Source organism: Mycobacterium sp., from assembly GCF_044370595.1.
GTDB lineage: Bacteria > Actinomycetota > Actinomycetes > Mycobacteriales > Mycobacteriaceae > Mycobacterium.
The window spans coordinates 1-2,968 of record NZ_JBILVF010000246.1 but is presented as its reverse complement, the minus strand read 5'-3'; the positions used below and the strand labels follow the sequence as shown (position 1 = coordinate 2,968).

General features: G+C 65.9%; 2 protein-coding genes. Both read right to left on the bottom strand.

Features of this window, described 5'->3' with window-relative positions; translation table 11 throughout:
• Nucleotides 1-842 precede the first annotated feature (842 nt).
• Nucleotides 843-1,277 carry a hypothetical protein gene (locus ADBZ5N_RS18355; protein ID WP_526259953.1) on the bottom strand — a complete coding sequence of 145 codons (435 nt, stop codon included), beginning with the start codon at nucleotides 1,275-1,277 and terminating at the stop codon, nucleotides 843-845.
• Between the two features lie 383 nt (nucleotides 1,278-1,660).
• On the bottom strand, nucleotides 1,661-2,968 hold a 1,308-nt coding region (locus ADBZ5N_RS18350), incomplete at its 5' end, for a hypothetical protein (protein ID WP_526259951.1).

The following is a 2,968-nucleotide window of genomic DNA, read 5'->3' as shown; positions in this document are numbered from 1 at the left end:
CCCCTGTTTCCAGACACGGAGCACCCACGCCGGATGCGAGCACCCCTAACCCGCCCAGTATCACCCACCCAAAACAGACCACGGACAGAAATCACCGATTTTGATGATCGGAAATCCCGCACTGAAGCGATCTCAGCAAAATGATTGCGATCGAAGGGACCAACCATCTTCCTGCTTGGCGGCAGAGCTTTCCGCGCGAACCATGCGGCCCCTCCCCGTCCCCGGGAACTCGAATAACACCGCCCCGGGACGACAAAAAAGGCGCCTCTCGGCGCCCGAAATAGCAGATCAGAGGTAATTTCCGCTTGATACAGAGACGCCTGTTCGAACGCCTGACAAGAGTTCGAGTCCCGTCAGCCACCCCCATGCGAAAGCCGCTCCTGAGGAGTTCAGGAGCCGATTTCTGGTTGGCTGAGGGCGAAAAGGGCTCCACACGTTAAGACGCACGTTATTCGTCGGGTCGCCCTCTACGCCCCGCGGCCGGGACTGAGTACCAGCGATGCGACCAGCAAAACCCCGGGCAGGGCCAGGTCACCGTCGCCCCAACCCCCTTGCCGCACGCCCCGCCCGGTGCGTCAACCGTCGATCCGCAGCGAGGAGTCGCGGATCAGAGGCTGAAGCGGTACAGCCGGGGCGGCTGCTGCATGGCGGACGGATTAGACGCGCATCCCGAGGGCGGCGGCTGAACGTCGCCTCTTGGGTGTCCGAGACGGCGATGTGTTCCGCCGCTAGGAACGCTCGCCGCAGCTCATCCAGCACGGCGTCGTCAACCTCGATCCGCACCTCGGCCCGCCGGAGCCAGTTCGGCGCTGGCCTTGCCGAGGGCGGTGGGTTCTGGACTATCAGGTGCGGGACGGCAGCCGCACGAGACCTACCTTTTCCCAGTGCAGCGCCAAGCGGTTCGGCGCCAGACGCATCTCTCTCGCCGGGAGGTCCTGCCCACCCGGCGGTGACGGGTGGCCGAGGACGAGGATGTCCCGGCGGAACGTCATCGTGTTGATGACCTCCGCCAAGGCCCAGGCTCCGAGGTCGTGACCCCGCATCGCCGGGTGCAGGTGGGCCTGGCCGAGGAAGAGGACTCCCTCCGCGTAGGGCTGATCGAACTGCTCGGCCAACCCGTCCACGACGCGATCATCGTCGAAGAGCGCCCGGAACTCCGTCGTGTCGCTGCTGATCGCGTCGAGCAGGTCCGGGAGATCGCCGCATAGCCGCGCGGTAAGGAACGTGACGGTGCCGACGTTGATTGGTTCCGCGTCCTCGTCGTCGGCGTCGTGCATCGCCAGCGCTGCGCTTCAGGAGATCGCACTGGTGTCGGGGATATCGCCGCCCTCGGCCGGCGCACCGCCGCAGTCGGTGACGCAGGGATCGGTCAGGGTGGTCATCGGTCTATCATCACCGGGAGGCCGCTGTCAGCGCCTTTGCGAGGTGCGCTCAACGGCAGCGTCGTTGCATGTGCGGTTGCCGGATCTCTTTGCACTGCAACGGATATTCCGCAAAAACCGGCAATGCCCCGGGGACTAACCACCTCAGCCCCGCGCCAGCGCCCGCTCGATCACTCGCGAGATCTCCTGGTGCAGAGCCGGTTCCGCCCCCATCAACGGGAAAACGCCCGGGCCCCAGGAAGGGGTGGGCCCGGGCGTTTCCCCGCCGACGAGACGGACTAGTTGTCGCCTCGCTGAGTGCTGCGGGCGGCCCGGCCGGTGTCGCCGTCGGACTGCTCGTCGGCACCCGCAGCCGCTTCGGGGTCGGAGCCCTCGTCGACGGGTGCGGGGGCTTCGGCCGGTTCCGCTTCGGGAGCCTCAATCGCCTCCACGGCGGCTTCGATCTCGGCGACGTTCTCGACGGCCGGCGCGGGATCATCGACGACCGCGGCCGGGGCTTCCTCGACGACGGCAACCACATCCTCGGCCGGAGCCTCGGCCGGGGCTGGGGCCTCGACCGGAGCCGGGGCCTCGGCCGGGGCCGGTGCCGGGGTGTCGGCGACAACCTCGACCGCGGGTGTCTCGACCGGGGCTGCTGCAGCGGTTTGAGCGCCAGGCGGTGGCGGCGGGGTGATCAGCAGCTTGTCGGCGAGGAACTGACCCAGCCCGATGTTCGCGCCGAGCAGACCGTTGGGGATGCCTTCGACTGAGGGCAACCCCGGTGGTGTCGCGAGCGATAATGCGACGCCGTCGAACCCGGTTCCTCCCGACCACGTCGTGGGCGGATTGTCGGGGTCATTCAAAGAACCGTCCTGGGGCATGGCGTTGAGCAGGCCGCCCAGCCTGATGCCGAGCGTTGTGCCTTCGGGAAGGTCTCCGAAGATGCTTCCGGCGATTCCGGTCAGGTCGAGGAAGCCGGCGCCGTTGAGGAAGGCGTTGGTCATGTTGGCCGGGATGTTGATGAGTTCGTTGATCGCCCCGATGACATCGCCGGCTTGGAAGAACTCGCCGATCGCGGTGAAGCTCTTGGTCAACTGCACGATCGGCGAGATCAGTGTCCCGACCAGGGCGACTAATTGCCCGCTGTAGGGGGTGTTCAGGAAGTTCCATACCGGAGCGAAGCCTTCGAAAAACTCCAGCGACAGGGGGTTGGTCGGACTGCTCGGGTTTAACACGGCGCTTGCGGCGGCCTGCAGGAGAAAGATATTTCCCTCGAAAGGAGGTAGCGGCTGACTTTGCCCCTGTTGTACGGGTTCGGTTTTCGAAAGGTACTGGCCGACGGGCACCACTAATTCGCCTTGCGGACCCTCCAAGGTCGCCTGGGTGCCCGGATCCCAAGGTGCCTGGAAGAAGGTCTGGATGTTGCCCCAGATCTGCTCGGGGATCAGGCCGGCGTTGCCGTTGCCCAGTTCCTCGACGTAGGTGCCGATGTTGGCGCCGATGGTCTGCAGCAGCGGGAACGGGTTCTGCTCGTTGAGCTTGCCGAGTGTCTGGATGTTGGCGAACGCGGTCTCGAACGCGGTGACCCAAGGCGTGATCGGGTCGAT

What these genes read in the sequence shown, in the direction of transcription:
- ADBZ5N_RS18355 (WP_526259953.1), bottom strand. Translation starts at nt 1,277, where the DNA reads ATGCACGACGCCGACGACGAGGACGCGGAACCAATCAACGTCGGCACC.